Annotated in this window: 18 protein-coding genes and 1 riboswitch; of the genes, 1 reads left to right on the top strand and 17 read right to left on the bottom strand. The window is 62.9% G+C overall.

Annotation, left to right across the window (positions count from 1 at the left end; translation table 11 throughout):
* Positions 1 to 28: 28 nt before the first annotated feature.
* The 12 genes from LIY36_RS04865 to cobO all read right to left on the bottom strand — a co-directional run bounded on the left by LIY36_RS04865 (position 29) and on the right by cobO (position 10,648).
* Positions 29 to 1,228: an MFS transporter gene (locus tag LIY36_RS04865; RefSeq protein ID WP_226455219.1), complete on the bottom strand. Its 1,200-nt coding sequence runs from the start codon at positions 1,226 to 1,228 to the stop codon at positions 29 to 31.
* A gap of 63 nt (positions 1,229 to 1,291) precedes the next feature.
* Entirely contained in the window at positions 1,292 to 1,696 is a 405-nt protein-coding gene (locus tag LIY36_RS04860; RefSeq protein ID WP_192297048.1) for a MarR family winged helix-turn-helix transcriptional regulator, read from the bottom strand.
* 42 nt (positions 1,697 to 1,738) lie between these two features.
* Positions 1,739 to 2,467 carry an adenosylcobinamide-GDP ribazoletransferase gene (locus LIY36_RS04855; protein ID WP_226454974.1) on the bottom strand — a complete coding sequence of 243 codons (729 nt, stop codon included), beginning with the start codon at positions 2,465 to 2,467 and terminating at the stop codon, positions 1,739 to 1,741.
* 2 nt (positions 2,468 to 2,469) lie between these two features.
* Positions 2,470 to 3,045, bottom strand: a complete 576-nt coding sequence (gene cobC, locus LIY36_RS04850; protein ID WP_226454973.1) for an alpha-ribazole phosphatase family protein — start codon at positions 3,043 to 3,045, stop codon at positions 2,470 to 2,472.
* A complete protein-coding gene (gene cobT / locus LIY36_RS04845; protein ID WP_226454972.1) occupies positions 3,042 to 4,097 on the bottom strand; it encodes a nicotinate-nucleotide--dimethylbenzimidazole phosphoribosyltransferase in 1,056 nt (351 codons plus the stop codon). The genes cobC and cobT overlap by 4 nt, the downstream gene beginning before the upstream one ends.
* Positions 4,094 to 4,615 carry a bifunctional adenosylcobinamide kinase/adenosylcobinamide-phosphate guanylyltransferase gene (gene cobU / locus LIY36_RS04840; protein ID WP_226454971.1) on the bottom strand — a complete coding sequence of 174 codons (522 nt, stop codon included), beginning with the start codon at positions 4,613 to 4,615 and terminating at the stop codon, positions 4,094 to 4,096. The genes cobT and cobU overlap by 4 nt, the downstream gene beginning before the upstream one ends.
* A gap of 51 nt (positions 4,616 to 4,666) precedes the next feature.
* A complete protein-coding gene (locus LIY36_RS04835) occupies positions 4,667 to 6,118 on the bottom strand; it encodes a cobyric acid synthase (RefSeq protein WP_226454970.1) in 1,452 nt (483 codons plus the stop codon).
* The gene (gene cobD / locus LIY36_RS04830) at positions 6,115 to 7,104 is read right to left on the bottom strand and encodes a threonine-phosphate decarboxylase CobD (RefSeq protein ID WP_226454969.1); all 990 of its coding nucleotides are present in this window, start codon (positions 7,102 to 7,104) and stop codon (positions 6,115 to 6,117) included. The genes LIY36_RS04835 and cobD overlap by 4 nt, the downstream gene beginning before the upstream one ends.
* A complete protein-coding gene (gene cbiB, locus LIY36_RS04825) occupies positions 7,097 to 8,005 on the bottom strand; it encodes an adenosylcobinamide-phosphate synthase CbiB (RefSeq protein ID WP_192297055.1) in 909 nt (302 codons plus the stop codon). Before cbiB ends, cobD begins: the two co-directional genes overlap by 8 nt.
* Positions 8,002 to 8,652, bottom strand: a complete 651-nt coding sequence (bluB, locus tag LIY36_RS04820) for a 5,6-dimethylbenzimidazole synthase (protein WP_192297056.1) — start codon at positions 8,650 to 8,652, stop codon at positions 8,002 to 8,004. Before bluB ends, cbiB begins: the two co-directional genes overlap by 4 nt.
* On the bottom strand, positions 8,649 to 10,040 hold the full coding sequence (locus tag LIY36_RS04815) for a cobyrinate a,c-diamide synthase (protein ID WP_226454968.1): 1,392 nt from the start codon (positions 10,038 to 10,040) through the stop codon (positions 8,649 to 8,651). The genes bluB and LIY36_RS04815 overlap by 4 nt, the downstream gene beginning before the upstream one ends.
* On the bottom strand, positions 10,037 to 10,648 hold the full coding sequence (gene cobO / locus LIY36_RS04810) for a cob(I)yrinic acid a,c-diamide adenosyltransferase (RefSeq protein ID WP_192297058.1): 612 nt from the start codon (positions 10,646 to 10,648) through the stop codon (positions 10,037 to 10,039). Before cobO ends, LIY36_RS04815 begins: the two co-directional genes overlap by 4 nt.
* An 80-nt stretch (positions 10,649 to 10,728) precedes the next feature.
* A riboswitch (cobalamin riboswitch) is annotated at positions 10,729 to 10,963 on the bottom strand.
* Between the two features lie 99 nt (positions 10,964 to 11,062).
* Here cobO and LIY36_RS04805 point away from each other — a divergent pair.
* Positions 11,063 to 12,376 carry a PQQ-dependent sugar dehydrogenase gene (locus LIY36_RS04805; protein WP_226454967.1) on the top strand — a complete coding sequence of 438 codons (1,314 nt, stop codon included), beginning with the start codon at positions 11,063 to 11,065 and terminating at the stop codon, positions 12,374 to 12,376.
* A 149-nt stretch (positions 12,377 to 12,525) separates the two neighbouring features.
* Here the strand turns inward: LIY36_RS04805 and LIY36_RS04800 are convergent, their stop codons facing one another.
* The 5 genes from LIY36_RS04800 to LIY36_RS04780 all read right to left on the bottom strand — a co-directional run bounded on the left by LIY36_RS04800 (position 12,526) and on the right by LIY36_RS04780 (position 17,071).
* Complete coding sequence (locus LIY36_RS04800; RefSeq protein ID WP_226454966.1) at positions 12,526 to 13,062, bottom strand: C40 family peptidase; 537 nt, start codon at positions 13,060 to 13,062, stop codon at positions 12,526 to 12,528.
* Positions 13,063 to 13,206: 144 nt separating this feature from the next.
* Complete coding sequence (locus LIY36_RS04795) at positions 13,207 to 13,836, bottom strand: C40 family peptidase (RefSeq protein WP_192297061.1); 630 nt, start codon at positions 13,834 to 13,836, stop codon at positions 13,207 to 13,209.
* Between the two features lie 213 nt (positions 13,837 to 14,049).
* Complete coding sequence (gene hda, locus LIY36_RS04790; protein ID WP_058422138.1) at positions 14,050 to 14,754, bottom strand: DnaA regulatory inactivator Hda; 705 nt, start codon at positions 14,752 to 14,754, stop codon at positions 14,050 to 14,052.
* A 203-nt stretch (positions 14,755 to 14,957) separates the two neighbouring features.
* Complete coding sequence (locus LIY36_RS04785; protein ID WP_192297063.1) at positions 14,958 to 16,031, bottom strand: AI-2E family transporter; 1,074 nt, start codon at positions 16,029 to 16,031, stop codon at positions 14,958 to 14,960.
* 35 nt (positions 16,032 to 16,066) lie between these two features.
* Positions 16,067 to 17,071 (bottom strand): DUF2066 domain-containing protein, encoded by a 1,005-nt coding sequence (locus tag LIY36_RS04780; protein WP_226454965.1) that lies wholly within the window; start codon positions 17,069 to 17,071, stop codon positions 16,067 to 16,069.
* Positions 17,072 to 17,270 lie beyond the last annotated feature (199 nt).

The raw sequence follows: 17,270 nt of genomic DNA, 5'->3' as shown, positions 1-17,270 counted from the left end.
GCGATCAGCAAACCCCTTGCCGCTATGCTCATGCCGCCTCCATCTGCGCCTGCAAACGTGCCACCGGCCGCTCGCGCACGGGCCAATTCAATGCCGCCGCGAGCAGGCTCAACGCGATTGCGCCCTGCCAGATCAAATCGTAGTTACCGGTTCGATCATAGACCACCCCGCCCAGCCAACCACCAAGGAAGGAACCGATCTGATGGAACAGGAACACAATCCCGCCAAGCATCGAGAGATTTCGTACGCCAAATAGCGTCGCGACCGTGCCGTTGGTCAGCGGCACGGTGGACAGCCACAACAAGCCCATCGCCATGCCGAACAGGTAGGCGCTGGCCTGGGTCACCGGCGCCCACAGGAACAAGACGATGACCACGGCGCGCAGCAGATACAACGCGGTCAACAAGCGCGGTTTGGACATACGCCCACCGAGCCAGCCAGCGGTGTAGGTGCCGATGATATTGAACAGGCCAATCAACGCCAGCACCGTGGTACCTGTGGTTGCAGGCAGATGTTGGTCCACCAGGTAGGCCGGCAGATGCACGCCGATAAACACGACCTGGAAGCCGCAGACGAAAAAACCAAACGCCAGCAGCCAAAACCCTGAGTGGCCGCACGCTTCTTTCAACGCTTCGCCCAAGGTTTGCTGACCCGCCATCGCCGGCAGCGGGCGATCCTTGAGCATGCCGACCAGCGGCAGAATCAACGCCACCATCAGGCCCAACGCCAGCAACGCAGCGGACCAGCCCAACCAACTGATCAAGCCCAAAGTGCCTGGCACCATGGCGAACTGGCCAAACGAACCGGCCGCGCTCGCGATCCCCATCGCCATACTGCGTTTTTCCGGCGCGACGGCACGGCCAACCACGCCGAGAATCACCGAAAATGAGGTGCCGGACAGGCCGATACCAATCAGCAAGCCTGCACTGAGGGATAACGACCACGCCGAGTCGGACAAGCCCATGAATACCAGGCCCACGGCGTACAGCACCCCACCGACAAACACCACTTTGGTCGCACCGAAACGGTCCGCCAACGCACCGGCAAACGGCTGCGCCAGGCCCCACACCAGATTCTGCAAGGCGATAGCCAGGGCGAAGGTGCCGCGCCCCCAACCGAATTCGGCGCTCATCGGCGCCAGGAACAGGCCGAAGCCATGCCGCACGCCCAAGGACAACGCCAGGATCAGCGCACTCCCCACAAGGATCCAACCACTGGTGCGCCACATCGAGGTCATTTCTTATTCTCCGTTCGCGGGTATATACCCGCTTGTATTGGAACAGACCCGCCGTCAGGCGAGTTCGTCCAGCAAGGCCAACAAGGTTTCGCGTTTATCTGCGCCGAGTTGATCGATCAATTTCTGCTGCGCTGCTTCCCACGCCGGTAACGCCGCGGCTAATCGTTGCGCACCGGCCTCGGTCAACAGCACCAGGCGGTTGCGCAGGTCATTGCCTTCCACCAGTTGCACCAGCCCTTCGCCTTCCAGCACCCGCAGGTTGCGCCCCAAGGTGCTGCGGTCCAGGCCCATGGCTTCCGCCAGGCTGGAAATGCTCGGTTGATCCAGACGCTGCAAGTTGCACAGCAAAGAATACTGGGCAACGTTGATCCCGAAGCCGTCGAGAGCGCCGTCGTAATGCCTGCTGACGCCACGGGCGGCACGTCGCAGGTTGGTGCATAAACATTGGGAGGCAAGCATGGAACGTGTATATACCCGCGATTAAGGATTTGCAAGAAAGTGTTACAGCGCCAAACCGACCAGAACCGCGACTTCCAGCAGTTCCAGCAAGGCCCCGGCAGTGTCGCCCGTGGTGCCACCGAGGCGCTTGACCATCAGGTGGCGCAAACCGACAAAACACAGCGCCGCGAGCAGCACCGCGATCCCGCCGCTGAAACCACCGATCAGCAGGCACGCCAGGCCACTGAGGATCAGCACCTGTTGGGCCACAACTCTCGGTAAATGATCCGACAGCGCCTGCCCCAACCCGCCGGCACGCACGTAGCGCGTGGTCAGGAACAAGCCCAGCATCGATGCGCGCCCGATCAGTGGCGCCAGGATCAGCGCTGCGCCGTTATGCTGCTCGATCAACGCCACCAGCGCGGTGAACTTGAGCAGCAGCACCAGACCCAGCGTGACCACGGCAATCGGCCCACTGCGCGGATCCTTCATGATGGTCAGCGTGCGCTCGCGGTCGCCGAAGCCACCAAGCCAGGCATCGGCGCTGTCGGCCAGGCCATCGAGGTGCAAGCCGCCACTGAGCAACACCCAGGCGGTCAGCAACAACGCGGCATGCAGCAACAACGGGGCGCCCATCAACAACGCGTTAAAGCCCCACAACAGCAAGCCGAACAACAGGCCGACCAGCGGATAAAACAGCAACGAGCGCCCCAGCTCCTGCGGCTGCGGCATGCCCGGTAGGCGAATCGGCAAGCTACTGAGAAATTGCAGGGCGATCCAGAACGGCAACATCGTCAGATTCCTTCCTTCAGCACGCCGTCAGCCGCGACCTGCAGATTGAACAGCGCGCCATGGCCGACTTCGACATTCAGCAATTGCTCACGGGGCAAGCCCCGCGCCCGCGCCAGCAACAAGCGCATCACGCCGCCGTGACTGACCAACAACACCCGCTCACCGGCGTGCGCTTGATGCAAGCGTGCGACGGCACCCAGAACGCGGTCGGAAAAGTCGCTGACCGCCTCGCCCTCAGGCGGTGTAAAGCTGTAGGGATCTGCCCAGAACAAGCCGAGCGCTTCGGCATCGGTCTCCATCAGCGCCGCAGCACTTTGGCCTTCCCAGGCGCCGAAGTGCAGCTCTTGCAGATCCGGCTCCAGGCTGACCGGCACCTGCAATTGAGCGCCCAACTCTTCGGCAAAACGTGCGCAACGCTGCAAAGGCGAGCTGACCAGCCGATGCCACGGCCCCTGGGCCACCACGGCGGCGCGCATCTGTTCCCAGCCCTTGGCGGTCAGCGCGTCGTCCAGGCTGCCGCGCAGGCCGCCGCCCAGCTCGGTCTCGCCGTGGCGCAACAGGTCCAGGTGCAAAGTCATGCCGGGCGGTCTGCCACGGCGGCTTCGGCGAAGGTGGCCATCTGGCCGTGCAAGGCACACGCCAGGCGCAACAATGGCACCGCCAGGGCCGCACCGCTACCTTCGCCCAGACGCAGGCCGAGCTCCAGCAGCGGCCGTGCGTCGAGGCTTTGCAGCACGAGACGATGGCCTGGCTCGGCGCCCCGGTGGCCGAACACCAGCCATTCGCGGCAGCCCGGGTTCAGGCGTGTGGCCACCAGCGCGGCGACGCTGCAGATAAACCCGTCCACCAGCACCACGATGCCTTCCTGGGCGCAGGCCAGGTATGCGCCGACCAGCGCTGCAATTTCAAAGCCGCCGAGATTGAACAGGGTGTGCAACACGTCATCGCGCTGCCCGGCGTGCACCGCCAGTGCCCGCTCGATCACCGCAACCTTGTGACTGACGCCTTGGGCATTCAAGCCGGTGCCCGGCCCCGTCAGATCGCTGACCGGGCAATCGAGCAACGCACGCGCCAGCGCACTGGCGGCAGTGGTGTTGCCGATGCCCATCTCACCGCCGATAAACAACTGCGCACCGCTCGCCAGTGCGCGACGCGCACTGTCACGACCGGCTTGCAACGCCAACCGCCCCTGGGCTCCAGTCATCGCCGGACCGTTGACGAAGTTGGCGGTGCCCGCGCCGATGTTCAGGTGACGTACCCCAGGCAGGTTCAGCGACGGCGTGACCGTGCCGAGGTCGATCACTTCCAACTGCGCGTCCAACTGCCGCGCCAGTACGCTGATAGCGGCACCGCCGGTGACAAAGTTATGCAGCATCTGCCCGGTGACTTCCTGGGGAAACGCCGACACGCCTTCGGCGACCACACCATGATCACCGGCAAAGATCGCGATCCACAGTTGATCCACCGAAGGTTTGACCTGCCCCTGCAAGCCGGCCAATTGCACGGCCAACGCTTCCAGCTGGCCAAGGGAACCCGCCGGTTTGGTCAATTGCTGCTGACGCGCCAAGGCTTGTTCGTACGCCGCAGTGTCAATCGCCTTACATGGGTTGAGCCACCAGATGTCAGTCATAACGCAGTACCTTTCAAAGTCAGGGGCAGGCCGGCAACCGTCAGGACAACACGCTGACAACGCTCAGCCAAAGCTTGATGCAGCCAACCGGCTTCATCCACATAGCGGCGAGTCAATTCGCCCAGCGGCACGACACCGAGGCCGGTCTCGTTGCTGACAAAAATGATTTCACCCGGCAGCGCGGCCAGGGTTTCCAGCAGTTGATCGCGCTCGAACGCCAGGCGCTGGGGGTCTTCGAGCATCAGCAGGTTGGTCAGCCACAGCGTCAGGCAATCCACCAACAGGCAGCGGCCGGCGGCGGCGTTTTCGCGCAGGACGCGGGCGAGTTCGACGGGTTCTTCGATCAGCCCCCAGTGGTCGGGGCGACGCTGGCGATGCAGGGCGACGCGTTCGTTCATCTCACCGTCCAGCGGCTGGCTGGTGGCGATGTAGATGACCGGCAACGCGCTGTCGCTGGCGAGCTTTTCGGCGAGACGGCTTTTGCCGGAGCGGGCGCCGCCGAGGATCAGTTGCAGCATAAGGTCACACCTTCCTGTGGGAGCAGTGCAGCAGTTGAAACCCACATACAGTTAAATCCCACACAGCGTGCGCAGCAATTCAGTGTCCAGGTGGTTCTCCACCAAGTCCGCCAACCGCTCGATGTCACGCTCGCGCAACGCGTGGTAATCCACGCTTTGCACATCCTGCAAGCCCGCCCAGCGCAGCAACGCGCTGCACGCGGCCGGGGTTTCGAACAGGCCGTGAAGGTAGGTGCCGAGGATCTGCCCATCCGCACTCTGGGCGCCGTCGCGGCGACCGTCATCCAACAACACGGCGGCGTTCGCCAGCGCGCTGCCAGACGTCACGCCCGCATGGATCTCATACCCGCTGACCTCGGCGTTTTCCAACAGCAGGCGCCCGCGCACGTTGCGCAGCTGCTTTTCTTCTTCCAGCGTGGTGCTGAAGGCCAGCAGCCCCAAGCCATGGCTGGAGCCCGACGGCCCTTCCAGGCCCAACGGGTCGTGAACCTGCTCGCCGAGCATCTGCAAGCCGCCGCAAATGCCAAGCACTTTGCCGCCATAGCGCAAATGTCGCGCCACGGCGCTGTCCCAGCCGTTGGCACGCAAGTAGGCCAGGTCGCTGCGCACGCTTTTCGAGCCCGGCAGGATGATCAGGTCGGCAGGCGGAATCGGCTGGCCCGGCCCGACAAATTGCAAATCCACCTGGGGATGCAGGCGCAGCGGGTCGAAATCCGTGTGGTTGCTGATGCGCGGCAACACCGGCACCACCACCTTGAGCACTTGGGCGGCCTTGTCGATCTGGCGCTTGTCGATGCCATCTTCGGCTTCCAGGTGCAGGTCCATCACGTAGGGCAATACGCCCACCACAGGCTTGCCGGTGCGCGCTTGCAGCCAATCCAGGCCGGGTTGCAACAACGCAATATCGCCGCGAAAACGGTTGATGATGAAGCCTTTGACCCGCGCCTGTTCGCTCGGCGACAGCAATTCCAGGGTGCCGACCAGGTGCGCGAATACGCCGCCACGATTGATGTCGGCGATCAGCAGCACCGGGCAATCCACGGCTTCGGCGAAGCCCATGTTGGCGATGTCGTTGGCGCGCAGGTTGATCTCCGCCGGGGAGCCCGCGCCCTCCACCATCACCACCGGATAGGCATCGCTCAGGCGTGCATGGGAGGCCAGCACGGCTTGCATCGCGATGGCTTTGTAATCGTGATAGGCCACGGCGTTCATGCTGGTGACGGCACGGCCGTGGATGATCACCTGGGAACCGGTGTCACTGTTGGGCTTGAGCAGCACCGGGTTCATGTCGGTATGGGGCGCCAGGTTGGCGGCCTGGGCCTGCACGGCTTGGGCGCGGCCGATCTCGCCACCTTCGGCCGTCACGGCGCTGTTGAGGGCCATGTTCTGCGGCTTGAACGGCGCCACGGCCACGCCCTGACGGACCAGCCAACGGCACAGCGCGGTGACCAGGGTGCTCTTGCCGGCATCGGAGGTGGTGCCTTGCACCATCAGCGTACTCATGCAGCGTCCTTGTAGGCTGTCAGCGCTTCGTCAAGGCGCAGCCAATCGTCGGCGCTATCAGGCAGGCCAAAACGCAGGCTGCTGTCGTGAACGAACAGGCGCAGCAAGATGCCGCGCTGCGCCATGAATTCGTGCATGCGCTCGGCATGCGGGGTGATCAGCCATTGGAACAAGGCACAGCCGCCGTGAGGTTGGAAGCCGTGGCGCTCAAGCAGGTCGAACAGCCGCTGGCTGGCCTCGATACAACGCTCGCGCTGGCGCGTGTGCCCGGCAGTATCCGCCAGGCAGACTTGGCCCAGCACGCGGGTGGGGCCGCTGACGGCCCAGGGTCCCACCTGCTCGGCAAGCAGCCTGAGCAACTTGCGCTCGGCCAGGACAAAACCGAGGCGCACACCGGCCAGCCCAAAGAACTTGCCGAACGAGCGCAACACAATCAACCCGACCTGATGGGCCTGGCTCGCCAGGCTCAGGTGCGGCGTGACGTCCATGAAGGCTTCATCCACCACCAGCCAGCCGCCCCGCTGCGCCAGCCGCGCGTGCCAGTCCAGCAGGCGTTGCGGACTCAGGCTGAGGCCGGTGGGATTGTTCGGATTGACCACCACCAGCACGTCGAGGTTGTCGAGAAAGAAGTCGACTTCCTGCTCCAGCACTTCGCGCACCACATAACCAGCGCGGCGCCAGGCTTCGGCGTGTTCGGCATAGCACGGCGACAGCACGCCGACCTTGCCCGCCCGCCGCAAGCGCGGCAACAGTTGGATCGCCGCCTGGGAGCCCGGCACCGGCAGCAAATGGGCGGCGCCGTAATATTCGCTGGCGGCGCGTTCCAGGCCGTCGTCGGTTTCCGGCAAGCGCGCCCAGGCCCGCAGCGGAATTTCCGGGATCGCCCACGGCCACGGCGCGAGGCCGCTGGACAGGTCGAGCCAATCGGCCTCGGCAATCCCGTATTGAATCGCTGCCTTGCGCAGCCGGCCACCGTGCTCAAGCATAGAATTGCGCCCCCGCGCATAGGATCAGCAGCCACAACCATACGCCGCGCTGCACCAGTTGCCAGCCTCGGTCGATGGAGTCCGCATCCGCCGCCGGGCCTTCGCCCAGTTGCGGACGTTGATGTACTTCGCCGTGATAAATCGCGGCGCCGCCCAATTCGACACCCAGCGCACCAGCGCCGGCCGCCATCACCGGGCCGGCGTTGGGGCTGTCCCACGTCGGGCCCTGGGTACGCCAGCACTTCAACGCCAGGCGGGTTTTGCCCAGCAACGCGTAGGTCAATGCCACCAGGCGCGCAGGAATATAGTTCAGCACGTCGTCGATCTTGGCCGCCGCCCAACCGAAACGTTCGAAGCGTTCGTTGCGATAGCCCCACATGGCGTCGAGGGTGTTGCTCAGGCGGTACAGCACCACGCCCGGCACACCGGCAACGACAAACCAGAACAGCGCGGCGAATACCGCGTCGCTGCCGTTCTCCAGTACCGACTCGGTGGCGGCGCGGGCGACTTCGGTACGGTCCAGTTCGCTGGTCTGACGGCTGACAAGGTAACTCACACGTTTTCGCGCTTCGTCCAGGTCATCACTGCGCAGCGCCTGGGCGACCGGGATCACGTGCTCGCCAAGGCTGCGCATGCCGAGGGCGCAGTACAACGCCAGGATCTCCAAGATCCAGCCGATATACGGCGCCCACGACAAAGCCGTGGCCAGCAGGGTCAACGGCACCACGGCGATAAACCACGCGGTCACGCCATGGCTGCGCCAGCCCCGGCCACCGCTGTTGAAGCGTTGCTCGATGCGCCCGGCGAAATTGCCGAACGCCACCAGCGGATGCCAGCGCCTGGGTTCGCCCAGCAGCGCATCCAGCGCGACTGCGGCGACACACAGCAAGGCCACACTCATTGACTCACTCCCCAAGAATTTTCGTACAGCATGTCACTCAGCGGCCGCGGCTCGGTCCAGCCTTCGAGTTGCAACATCGGCGCCGGGTAGAACGCAGCGACCGGGCCCAGGCACAGCACGGCCAGGGGTTTGGCGCCGGGCGGCAGGCCCAGCAGGTCGGCCAGGGCCTGGGGCTCGAACAGCGAGACCCAGCCCATGCCCAGGCCTTCGACGCGGGCAGCCAGCCACAGGTTCTGGATTGCACAGGACAGCGAGGCCATGTCCATTTCCGGCAAGGTGCGACGACCGAAGATGTGGCGCTCGCGGTCGTCCATCAGCGCTGCTACCAATACCTCGGCGCAATCGTGGATGCCTTCGACCTTGAGCTTCATGAATTCGTCGGAGCGCTCGCCCAGGGCTTCGGCGGTGCGGATGCGTTCTTCTTCCACCAGTTGCTGGATTTGCCCACGCAGTTGGCGGTCGCTGATACGGATGAAGCGCCAGGGTTGCATCAGGCCGACGCTGGGCGCCTGGTGTGCGGCCTGGAGCAGGCGCTGCAGCAATTCAGGCGCGACGGTGCCGCCGCTGAAGTGGCGCATGTCGCGGCGTTCGGCGATGGCGCGGTAGACGGCCTGGCGGTCGGCTTCTGGGAAGGCGTTGTCGGTCATGGCCTCTTCGCGGGCAAGCCCGCTCCCACATTGGATTGGGTTTCGACGCGATCCCCTGTGGGAGCGGGCTTGCCTGCGATAGCGCCCTCCCGGTCTGGCGCAAACAGTGCCGCCACCGCCGCCGGATTCGACGGAAAGTAAAAGTGCACGTAGGAAGCCGTCATCCGCCCCTGTCGGAAAACCGCCTCGGCACCACGCCCACCGTTGGGGCTCACGCCACGGGCAATCGGCGTGCAGTCGGTGCTGGTCAGGGAGTGGTGATAGGTGTGACCGCGCAATGTGCCTTCCGGCAGTTCGACATTTTGCAGGGCCAGGGCGGCCAGTTTCTTTTGCATCACGGCATCGCCCTGCAGCAGACCGAGCAACTCGGCACGCTGGCCGTCGACATCGGTGAGCGAGTCCAGCAGGTACAACATGCCGCCGCACTCGGCGAGCAGTGGTTTGCCAGCAGCGTGATGGGCACGGATCGCATCGAGCATCGCGGTATTTTCCGACAGCGCCTGGTGATGCAATTCCGGGTAACCACCCGGCAGATACAGGCTGTCGGCGTCAGGCAATTGGCGGTCATGGATCGGCGAGAAGAAGTGCAACTCGGCGCCCATCGCCCGCAACAGATCGAGGCTGGCGCCGTAGGTGAAGGCGAAGGCTTCGTCGCGAGCCACGGCAATGCGTACGCCGTTGAGCAACGGCTCGGCCTCAATGATCTGCGGCGCAGCGAACGTCACCGGCGGCGGCAATGCGACTTCGCAACTGCTGCCCAGGGCTTGGGCGGCGGCATCGAGGCGCAGGTCGAGGTCATTCAGTTCGCTGGCTTGTACCAGGCCCAGGTGGCGGCTGGGCAATTCGATCCCGGTCTCGCGGGACAGCGCCCCGTACCAACGCAGGCCTTCGGTCAGACTGCCTTCGAGCAATTGTGCGTGGCGCAGCGTGCCCACGCGGTTGGCCAGCACGCCGGCGAACGGCAGGTCCGGCTGATAACGCGCCAGGCCCAGCGCGAGGGCGCCGAAGGTCTGGGCCATGGCGGTGCCGTCGATCACACCGAGCACCGGCACGCCAAAGTGGCGCGCCAGGTCAGCGCTGGACGGCGTGCCGTCGAACAGGCCCATCACGCCTTCAATGAGGATCAGGTCAGCCTCGCCGGCGGCTTCCCACAACAGGCGACGACTTTCCTGCTCTCCCACCATCCACATGTCCAATTGATACACCGGCGCACCACTGGCGCGCTCGTGGATCATCGGGTCGAGAAAGTCCGGCCCGCATTTGAACACGCGCACCTTGCGCCCCAGGTTGCGGTGCAAACGGGCGAGCGCGGCGGTGACGGTGGTTTTGCCCTGGCCGGACGCCGGTGCGGCGATCAAGACGGCCGGGCAATGACGGGGCTGATTCAAAGTTCGACGCCCTTCTGTGCCTTGATACCGGCCTGGAACGCGTGCTTGAGCATGCCCATTTCAGTGACGGTATCGCCCATTTCGATCAGTTCGGGCTTGGCGCCACGGCCGGTGACCACCACGTGTTGCATCGGCGGACGGGCTTGCAGGTCGCTGAGCACTTGGTCCAGATCGAGGTAGCCGTGTTTGAGGGCGATGTTCAGTTCGTCAAGGACGACAAGGCCGATGGCGGGATCTTGCAGCAGCTCGCGGGACACCGCCCAGGCGGCTTCGGCGGCGGCGATGTCACGTTGGCGGTCCTGGGTTTCCCAGGTGAAGCCTTCGCCCATGACGTGAAAACGCACTTGCTCAGGGAAGCGGCGGAAGAACAGCTCTTCGCCCGTGCTGTTGCGCCCCTTGATGAACTGCACCACACCGCACTGCATGCCGTGGCCCATGGCCCGAGCCAGCATGCCGAACGCAGAGCTGCTCTTGCCTTTGCCGTTGCCGGTGAGCACCAGCAGTAAACCGCATTCGTTGGGCGAGTTGGCGATGCGCTCGTCGATCACGGCTTTTTTGCGCAGCATGCGCGCCAGGTGGCGTTCGTCGCGTTCAGGGGAATCGGTCATGGCAGCTCTCCGTTGGGGCTGGACAAAAAACGGCGGGCAGGAAAAAGACAAAACAGACAGCCAAGCATCGCCCACCGTGATGCTGTTGGATGTTTCAGGCCGGTCTCCGGGCTCATGAGTGGCGATCGCCGACGCTGCGCCTTCCCATATCGCGGGGCGATACAGTGGCAGAAAGCAGGGTCTTGACTCATTTACCGTTGCGGGGGCAGCGCCGGGATCGCGGCAGCACTGTGTACAAGTGCGCTCACTCACCGGCTTCCCTGTTTCACTCGGTCGACCCGTGGGTCACAGAGCACCTGGAACAAGTCGCGAAGGGTAGAGGGTTGGGGGTGGAGCGTCAATTAAAGCCGGCTTCGCACTTGAACCATCGGACCGCTGCATGCCTCTACCCTTGCAGGTACCCAGGAGAAAAACATGCACAAGACCCGACTTGCCCTACTGATCATGTTCGCAGGCGCCCTCGCCGCCTGCGGTGAAAGTTCGACCTTGCAAGTGTCTGACGGAACCGGGCCTTCCCCCAAGCTACCGGAGCCGAACAAGACCCTGATCCCCACGGTAAACATCGCGCCAGCCATCGGCTGGCCTGCGGGTGCGAAGCCAACTCCCGCCGCGGGCACCCAGGTGGCGGCGTTTGCCGAGGGCCTGGACCACCCGCGCTGGCTGTATGTGCTGCCCAATGGCGACGTACTGGTGGCAGAAACCAATGCGCCGCCCAAACCCGATGACTCAAAGGGCATTCGTGGCTGGGTGATGGAAAAGGTCATGGGCCGAGCCGGTGCAGGTGTGCCTAGCCCGAACCGCATCACGTTGCTGCGCGATGCCGACCACGATGGCATCGCCGAGACCCGGACAGTATTTCTTGAAAACCTCAATTCGCCCTTCGGCATGACCCTGGTGGGCAATGATCTGTATGTGGCGGACTCGGACAAGCTGCTGCGCTTCCCCTACCAACCGGGAGCAACCACGATCAAGGCAGCCGGTACCAAGGTGGTCGACCTACCCGGCGGCAGCATCAACCACCACTGGACCAAGAACGTGGTGGCGAGCAAAGACGGCCGCAAGCTGTATGTAAGCGTAGGCTCCAACAGCAACGTTGGTGAAAACGGCCTGCAGGCAGAAGAAGGCCGGGCGGCGATCTGGGAAGTAGACCGCGCCAGCGGCCAGCACCGCATTTTCGCCTCGGGTCTGCGCAACCCTAACGGCATGGCCTGGGAACCACAAAGCGGCAAGCTGTGGACAGCGGTGAACGAGCGCGATGAAATCGGTAGCGACCTGGTGCCGGACTACATCACCTCGGTTCAGGATGGCGCCTTCTATGGCTGGCCGTTCAGCTACTACGGGCAGCATGTGGATGCGCGAGTCAATCCGCAAAACCTCGACCTGGTGGCCAAGGCAATTGCACCAGACTACGCCGTAGGCCCGCATACCGCCTCGCTGGGACTGACGTTTGCCGAGAACAGCAAATTGCCCGCCCCCTTCACGAATGGCGCATTCATCGGCCAGCATGGTTCGTGGAATCGCAAGCCCCACAGTGGCTACAAGGTGATCTTCGTACCGTTCGAGGCTGGCCAGCCCAAGGGACAGCCGGTGGATGTGCTGACCGGGTTCCTCGACAAAGACGAGAAAGCCATGGGCCGGCCGGTGGGCGTGGTGATTGATCAGCAGGGGGATTTGCTGGTGGCAGATGATGTGGGAAATAAGGTGTGGCGGGTGTCGGCGGCTAAGTAGACAGGCTTCAGACCACCACAAAACCCATGTGGGAGCGGGCTTGCTCGCGAAGGCGGTGTGTCAGTCACAGATGTGTGGTCTGATCCGGCGCCTTCGCGAGCAAGCTCGCTCCCACACAAGCCCGCTCCCACACTCAGATCTCTGTCAGCTCAGGGATTACGTGCCAGATTCCCTGGCAACACGCGCTTGGCGCTCAGGTAAGCATTCTGCCAATACGCCTTGGACAAGGTGTCCAGCTTCACCGTGCCGCCGGTTTGCGGCGCGTGCACGAAGCGGCCCTCGCCCACATAGATGCCGGCATGGCTGACCTGTGAGCCGCCGCCGGTGGCAAAGAACAGCAGATCACCGGTTTGCAGGTTCTCTTCACTCACATCCTGGGCGCGCATCACGATCAGTTCGCGGGTGGTGCGTGGCAGGGAGATGCCGGCCGCATCGCGGTAGACAAAACCGATCAGGCCGCTGCAATCAAAGCCTGAGTCCGGCGTGTTGCCGCCCCAGCGATAAGGCGTACCGACCAGGCCGAGCGCGCGAAAGAGTACGTCTTCGGCGACTGGCGAGAAATTCTGGGTGGAATAGTTGAACACCGGCTTGGGCTTCACCGCTACGGGAGCGGGCGGTGGACGGCTGGCGCAGGCGCTGAGGAGCGCGGCGCAAACAATAAGAATCAGGCGGGCCGAGGTCGACATGTGCAGAACAATCCTGGTCTGGATGCGGCTTTCGCTGCCGAACGCTGAAAACCAGAACGCGCAAGCAGAGCTCGCGCGTACGGTTTACAACAATATCCAGGGATTCTAGCGCTTACACGTCAAACTTCAAGTATCACTTTAAGTTTACTTGCTAGCGGTAACCGTCGTCGGGGCCATGGCGAGTGCACGCTTGGCTTCGATGAAGGTTTTGCTCCAGTAGCTATCGCCCAGGTTGTCGACTCGGACACCGCCACTGCGACGGCTGCTGGAGTGGATAAACTGGTTATCGCCCAGGTAGATACCGGCATGGCTTACGCGACCACGGCCAGCAGTACTAAAGAAAAGCAGATCACCGGGCTTGAGGTTGTTGCGTGCGACCAACGGTGCATTCACGTTGATCATTTCGCGAGTGGAGCGTGGCAGGTTCATGCCAGCTTCTTCACGAAACAGGTAGCCGATGAAGCCGCTGCAGTCGAAACCGGCTTCAGAGGTACCACCGAAACGGTAACGGGTACCGATCAGGGACATGCCGCGTTCGAGAATGCTGTCGGCCAGGACTGGAAGCTGGTAAGGCTTGTTGCCGGAGAAGGCGCCCAGTTCCTTTTCAGTCGCCAGCTCTTCTTCATAAACAGAAGCAGACTGTGCAGCGACGAATTTTGCCTGATTTTGAACCTGAGGTTTTTGCTGCTCGGCCACCTGTTGAGGGTGGGAGGCGCAACCAAACAACAAGGTAACGAGTGCGAGAGGCACGAGGGGTGCGAAGCGATTTAGCATGGGCACGACCGTGGCTGATGTGTAAAGAAGCCGAGACTATGCCCGCTATCAGATCGATTTGCAAATTCAATCGTGATCTATGTGACTTCTTGTTTGGACGATGACATCTAAGCCCTTAACACCCTATGCGACCGATTTGCGTGGCCAACCCGGCCCAAACGCAGGTTTTCTGGCGCCTGGAATTTGCCGAAAGCCCCGAAAACAAAGGGCTGGCTACCAGCCGAGGGTTTCCTTGAGGAAAGGAATCGTCAGCTTGCGCTGGGCTTGCAGAGAGGCCTGATCGAGCTGTTCGAGCAAATCGAACAACGCGCTCATGCTGCGGGTACCGCGGGTCAGAATGAAGTGCCCGACCTCATCGGTGAGGTGCAGGCCGCGACGGGAGGCCCGCAATTGCAGGGCACGCAATTTGTCCTCGTCAGACAGGGGACGCATCTGGAAGATCAGCGCCAGGGTCAGGCGAGACTTGAGATCCGCCAGCTTGACCGGCAGCTCCCGCGGCGAGGTGGATGCAGCGATCAGCAAGCGCCGGCCGCTGTCACGCAAACGGTTGAACAGATGAAACAACGCCTCTTCCCACTCCGCCTTGCCGGCGATGGCCTGTAGATCGTCCAGGCAGACCAGCTCATATTGCTCGAGGTGGTCGAAGATACCGATACCGCGATCCATCAACTCGGCCAACGGCAAATAAACCGCCGGCTCGCCCATCTGTTCAAAACGCAAACACGCGGCCTGCAACAGGTGAGTACGCCCTACGCCGTGCTTGCCCCACAGATAGATCAGGCTTTCGGTCCACCCGGCGTCGGCTTCGCAGAGCCGCTCGACATAGCCGAGTGCAGCGGCATTGGCGCCTGGGTAGTAGTTGATAAAGGTGGCGTCGTCACGCAGACGCACACCCAAGGGCAGCTGAATCGGTTTCATGCTGACTGAACGGCTCCAAACGAACCGCTAGTGGCCTCTGTGTAAAGTTTGCAAAGTTTATACCCGTGACGCCGGGCGCACAATGCAGCAGACCACAAGCAAAATCAAAGGTTTGCGTTAACTTACCGGTTTTGCGCGGATTGTTTGACGCCCCACCCCCAGAAACAACAAACCCGACCAAGGCCGGGTTTGTGACGCAACGTTTACAGATCAGGGTCTTCGACCCCCGTGTACACATCCGAATCCTTGTACAAGTCATGCACATGGCGCACCAGCACCATGATCACCGCCGCCACCGGCAACGCCAGCAGGATGCCAGTAAAACCGAACAGCTCTCCGCCCGCCAGGATCGCAAAGATCACCGCCACCGGGTGCAGACCGATCCGATCCCCCACCAACAACGGCGTGAGCACCATGCCTTCGAGCGCCTGGCCGACCATGAACACTGCGACAATCCCGAGCATCGGGTACAGGTCGCCACCAAACTGGAACAACCCGGCCACCAGCGCCGCGCCGATACCAATCACAAAGCCCATGTACGGCACGATGGCCGCCAGGCCGGCGATCAGGCCAATCAACAAGCCCAGTTCCAGGCCGATCGCCATCAGGCCGGCAGCATAGATAACCCCCAGGGCCAGCATCACCAGCAACTGACCGCGCACAAACGCACCCAGCACCTCATGACACTCCTCTGCCAGCGAGACGATGCGCTCTTCACGGTTGCGCGGCAGCAGGCTGCGGATCTTGGCCATCATGATGTCCCAGTCGCGCAGCAGGTAGAACGCCACCACCGGGATCAGCACCAGATTGGTCAACCAGCCGATCAGCGCCAGGCTAGACGCCGTGGCCTGGCTGAGTACGACGCCGACAATATCGGTGGTCTGCCCCATATGCTCGCTGATCGCGGCCTTGACCTTGTCGAACTTCCAGAACCCATCCGCCAGACCCAGCTTGGCCTGGGCCCACGGCATCGCCGTGTGCTGCAGCCAATCCAGCATCTGCGGGGCCAGTTCATAGAGGCGGAACAATTGCTTGGCCAACATCGGCACCAGCACCAGCACCAACGCCGTGATGATCAGGGTGAACAAGGCGAAAACCGTCACCACGCCCCAGGTCCGTGACAAGCCGACCTTCTCCAGGCGATCCACCACCGGATCAAACAGGTAGGCCAGCAGCAACGCAACCAGGAACGGCGTCAGGATCGAATGCAGCAAGAAAACAAACGCGCACAGCAGGACCAGCCCACCAAGCCACACCCAACGACGCGTATCCGCCATAAACCACTCCATTGCTTCTATATAAGGAAGAACTGTTACCAACGAAACCGCAGTTGCGCCGCAGGCGTTGCTGCCGCCGGTGCTTCACCAGGCCCAACCTCCTGCAACTTGGCCAGGCCCAACTGGGTACGCAATTGATCGACACTGCCGTTGACGCGATAGACGATGCGGTCGCCATCCACAGACTGCGGCTGGCCACCAAACGGCTCGAGCAGATGCCCCAGGGCGGCATAGCGCTCCAGGTTCATGCCTTGTACTTCGAGCAACTGCTCGCTGCTTACCCCGGCCTTGACCGCAAAGCGCGGTGCCAGCTTCTGGCTGACCGCCAGCATGACGGCATCGGCCACCGCGCCCGTATCGGCGCCTTGGACGCTGCCCTGCTCGCTCTTGTCGCCCAGCCACAAGCGCCACTTGGCCTGCCACTGGTTGCCTTCCTGGCGTGCATGCACGGCCAACAGGGCATCCGCGCCGTAGCGCTCGGAGGCGGCGCGCAGTGGCGTGGCGTCGGCGCTTTCCAGGTTGGACGCGGTGGCCACTACCTGCTCTTCCAAGTCACCCAGCGGCAGCCGCAACGGCAGCCCACGGTGCTGCGCCGCGCGACGCAGTGCCTGGGCGACGCTTTGGCCATCACCGACCAGACTGCTGCCTTCGGTAGAGTCATTCAGCCACCAGCCAAGGATCGACGGCCGGTTGCTGCCCCAGATCGACAGACCCGCATCACGCAAGGCGCGGTCGGTGCTGACCGGGTCAAAATCCACTTGCAGGCTTTCCGGCGGGCCGGCGTCGTAGCCGTATTGCGTGATGATTTGCTGCGGGTCCTTGCGAACCGCCGCCAGGCCCGGGCCATCGGCGGCCTTGGCGTCGCCGGTCAGGCGGATCACCAGGGTTTGCACGGCACGCTGGGTCGCCTGGTCGCGCTCTTGCGGCGACTGGCTACTGACGGGTTCAAGCACTTGATACAGGCCATTGAGGGTTTCGGCATGACTCGCCAGGCTGACCAACGACAAGCAGCCTACAAAGAAGAATTTACACAGACGCATGGAAGATTCCCGAACGACAAATTTAGCGGCTGGAACAGACCGCGTGAATTCGGCTTACCAAGGCTGTGACCACAGCGGCTGGCAAAACATTCACGGGTATCGGTAAGTTTTCGTACTGTCATAACGATAGCGGGTTCAAGGCTATACCTTAATACGTACCAAAGCAGACCGGATTAGCATTTTTTTAACCCATATGCCT

Origin of the sequence: Pseudomonas sp. AF03-9, from assembly GCF_020515815.1 — a bacterium.
Lineage (GTDB): Bacteria > Pseudomonadota > Gammaproteobacteria > Pseudomonadales > Pseudomonadaceae > Aquipseudomonas.
Note: the sequence above shows the minus strand (reverse complement) of the source record. Positions and strands in the feature narration are given on the sequence as shown.

Excerpts from the sequence above, each read along its gene's own strand:
- LIY36_RS04865 (WP_226455219.1), bottom strand. The coding sequence starts at position 1,228 with ATGTGGCGCACCAGTGGTTGGATCCTTGTGGGGAGTGCGCTGATCCTG.
- LIY36_RS04860 (WP_192297048.1), bottom strand. The coding sequence starts at position 1,696 with ATGCTTGCCTCCCAATGTTTATGCACCAACCTGCGACGTGCCGCCCGT.
- LIY36_RS04855 (WP_226454974.1), bottom strand. The coding sequence starts at position 2,467 with ATGTTGCCGTTCTGGATCGCCCTGCAATTTCTCAGTAGCTTGCCGATT.
- cobC (WP_226454973.1), bottom strand. The coding sequence starts at position 3,045 with ATGACTTTGCACCTGGACCTGTTGCGCCACGGCGAGACCGAGCTGGGC.
- cobT (WP_226454972.1), bottom strand. The coding sequence starts at position 4,097 with ATGACTGACATCTGGTGGCTCAACCCATGTAAGGCGATTGACACTGCG.
- cobU (WP_226454971.1), bottom strand. The coding sequence starts at position 4,615 with ATGCTGCAACTGATCCTCGGCGGCGCCCGCTCCGGCAAAAGCCGTCTC.
- LIY36_RS04835 (WP_226454970.1), bottom strand. The coding sequence starts at position 6,118 with ATGAGTACGCTGATGGTGCAAGGCACCACCTCCGATGCCGGCAAGAGC.
- cobD (WP_226454969.1), bottom strand. The coding sequence starts at position 7,104 with ATGCTTGAGCACGGTGGCCGGCTGCGCAAGGCAGCGATTCAATACGGG.
- cbiB (WP_192297055.1), bottom strand. The coding sequence starts at position 8,005 with ATGAGTGTGGCCTTGCTGTGTGTCGCCGCAGTCGCGCTGGATGCGCTG.
- bluB (WP_192297056.1), bottom strand. The coding sequence starts at position 8,652 with ATGACCGACAACGCCTTCCCAGAAGCCGACCGCCAGGCCGTCTACCGC.
- cobO (WP_192297058.1), bottom strand. The coding sequence starts at position 10,648 with ATGACCGATTCCCCTGAACGCGACGAACGCCACCTGGCGCGCATGCTG.
- LIY36_RS04805 (WP_226454967.1), top strand. The coding sequence starts at position 11,063 with ATGCACAAGACCCGACTTGCCCTACTGATCATGTTCGCAGGCGCCCTC.
- LIY36_RS04800 (WP_226454966.1), bottom strand. The coding sequence starts at position 13,062 with ATGTCGACCTCGGCCCGCCTGATTCTTATTGTTTGCGCCGCGCTCCTC.
- LIY36_RS04795 (WP_192297061.1), bottom strand. The coding sequence starts at position 13,836 with ATGCTAAATCGCTTCGCACCCCTCGTGCCTCTCGCACTCGTTACCTTG.
- hda (WP_058422138.1), bottom strand. The coding sequence starts at position 14,754 with ATGAAACCGATTCAGCTGCCCTTGGGTGTGCGTCTGCGTGACGACGCC.
- LIY36_RS04785 (WP_192297063.1), bottom strand. The coding sequence starts at position 16,031 with ATGGCGGATACGCGTCGTTGGGTGTGGCTTGGTGGGCTGGTCCTGCTG.
- LIY36_RS04780 (WP_226454965.1), bottom strand. The coding sequence starts at position 17,071 with ATGCGTCTGTGTAAATTCTTCTTTGTAGGCTGCTTGTCGTTGGTCAGC.